The 2,420-nt window shown below is 33.4% G+C and carries 4 protein-coding genes; all 4 read right to left on the reverse strand.

The features are described from left to right. Window positions 1–294, reverse strand: a 294-nt coding sequence (locus VIL26_02160) for a pyridoxamine 5'-phosphate oxidase family protein (protein ID HEY8389748.1), incomplete at its 3' end; no start/stop codon positions are given. Beyond that, window positions 294–734, reverse strand: a complete 441-nt coding sequence (locus VIL26_02165) for a MarR family transcriptional regulator (GenBank protein ID HEY8389749.1) — start codon at window positions 732–734, stop codon at window positions 294–296. The genes VIL26_02165 and VIL26_02160, both read right to left, overlap by 1 nt. Before the next feature lie 163 nt (window positions 735–897). After that, window positions 898–1,725 carry an endonuclease VIII gene (locus VIL26_02170; GenBank protein HEY8389750.1) on the reverse strand — a complete coding sequence of 276 codons (828 nt, stop codon included), beginning with the start codon at window positions 1,723–1,725 and terminating at the stop codon, window positions 898–900. Window positions 1,726–1,727: 2 nt separating this feature from the next. Then, on the reverse strand, window positions 1,728–2,420 hold a 693-nt coding region (locus VIL26_02175; GenBank protein ID HEY8389751.1), incomplete at its 5' end, for a hypothetical protein.

Below are 2,420 nucleotides of genomic sequence, written 5' to 3' on the forward strand. Positions count from 1 at the left end.
ACGCCATAATAATTCTTTGTGATAGCTGTCTTTACAAACTTCAACAGTACCTGTTAGCAATAATCCCTTAAAATCAATATCATCACAAAAATATATACTTGCTTTTGGGTTTTGCAAAAATTGAGCGGCTCTTTTTGTTGACAAATTTGTTGAAAAATAATGTGTAGTTATGCCGTCATGGTGCAATGCAAGCATAGCTTTTATAGTGGGAAACCCATCACTATTAACAGATGATACATAAGCAACTTTTGCCTTTTCTATCAACCCAAGTGCTTCTTTTTTAATTTTTTCCATCATTTTTGATTTTCTGCCTCATATAGGTTGTTAAGTATTCTTTTTAGATTTTTTTCAAACTCAATAATTTCTTCTGATGAAAAGCCCTTATAAAAAATTTCATTCATGTCATTAGATACTTGATTGTACTTATCATGCAAAGCTCGTGCCATATCAGTAAGAATAATGCGTATTTGCCGTCTGTCTGCTTTATCAAACAACCTTTTTAAAAATCCGCGAGTTTCAAGCCGATCCAGCATGCTTGTTAATGTAGTCTTAGCAAGTCCTGTTCGTTTTGACAATTCAATAATGGGTAAGTTATCTTCCTGCCATAAGACATACAATATTCTTCCTTGCGCACCATTGAACTCATCTATACCAGCTTCAATAAGCAGCTTTTCAAATACGCGTCCTTGAACCTGTTTTATTTGAGATATCAAAAATCCTCCGTTAGTATCAATCTTAATCACCTCCTTTTATGTAATATAGTACTATATAGTACTAATTTTGTCAACACTTTAGGAGGTGATAAATTGATTTGTAACAAAATTTTATGCTAACTAAATTTTGATTTTGAGAAAAATCAAAAACTATTAAAGAACTATTTTTATACTTATAAAAACTTTAAATCTTTTGGCAACCTTCGCAATAATATATACTGCCTCCCATATATGCTTCTTTTTTTATCTTACCTCCGCATATTTCACAGTTTTGTCCTACAGTATTTTTGCTAAGTTTTGTCTTATAACCTCCAAAACAGCCGAATATATCTTTTTCTGTATCTCTTCCGCCTTCAAAAGTCATTTGAGCAAGTGTAGTTTTTATAGAATTAAACAAATTGTCTTTATCCTCTATAGAAAACGTTCCAACTTTTTTCTTAGGATGAATATGGGCATTGTATAAAATATCCTGCAAAACACCATTTCCAAGTCCAGGAATTCGTTGTTCAGTAGCAAGCAATGCTTTTGCGCTAAGCTTTTCGTTATCCTGTTTCGAAATAATATTGTCAAAATATGTTCTATCAAAATCTTCCGATAGAGGCGACGGCTTAACCTTGGCTTGAAGAAAATATTGATTATTGAAATCTCCTTCTTTAAAGCACCATATTCCTCCATACATTTGGACAGAAACGCTTATTGCAGAAAAGTCGTCAAATTCAATTAGTAATTGATGTTTTTGGGGCTTTTTTTCATTCTCATTATGATATCTTATTGCAACTCCTTCTCCTAATAATATGACTGCATCTTCAGCCTTTATCTCAATCATACTGCCGAAGCCTTGCGCTGTGCCAATCACTTTTTCTGCCAGCAGATCATGATATTTTTGCGGATCGCCATGGTACCATGCAAATTTGTGAGGTGTTTGCGCTGCTATCACATTCATTATCTTTTTTCCAAAGATAACTTGATTAAGTTGTTTTGAAAATGCTATTGCTTCGGGTAGTTCTATCATTTTTATATTTCCTCCAATGCGGAAGTCAAATATTCTATTGCTTTTTCATCCATAGATTTCATTTCTTTAACTATCTCTGCTATGCGCTTACGATTTTGATAATCGCCAAATTTTTTCCACAAATCTTGATCTCTATAATCACCAAGCACACCCCAAACCTTCCAGCACAAATCATGTATGTTCTTAAAACATAATGCTGCTTCTTTTATATTTTGATGGTTAATGTCTTCGGCGACTTTATCCAAAAAAGTTCCTCCCCAATAGCGCGCTTCTGCCATATTGCCTGTCAATTTATAATGTAAATCATGCCGTGCTTTTAGTACATCATCGCTAGCATGGTCTAATTCAGAATTAAGCAGATATTTTATCCATTCGTCATAAGCAGCCAATCCAGCAATATATCCTTCACTTTTTGTCTTTTTAAGTATACTTAATCCAAGCTCCAAAACATCTTTATTAGAAATCTTGCGACCAATTTTTTTTCCAACGATTATAACTTTCCAAAGATTTTCATACCAATTGGCTTTTCGGAACATTCCATTAGATTCTTTTGAACATGGTTCAAAATCTTGAAAATGGCTCCATCCTATTAATACATCGCCGTTTTCGTCATAACCGCTAATAATCAAACATTCAGGCGGTCCAATAATACCAAAAGCCAATACAGGAATACCATCATCTATTGACTTAATAAT

Source organism: Clostridia bacterium (assembly GCA_036562685.1).
Classification (GTDB): Bacteria; Bacillota; Clostridia; order Christensenellales; family DUVY01; genus DUVY01.

Excerpts from the sequence above, each read along its gene's own strand:
- VIL26_02170 (HEY8389750.1), bottom strand. The coding sequence starts at position 1,725 with ATGATAGAACTACCCGAAGCAATAGCATTTTCAAAACAACTTAATCAA.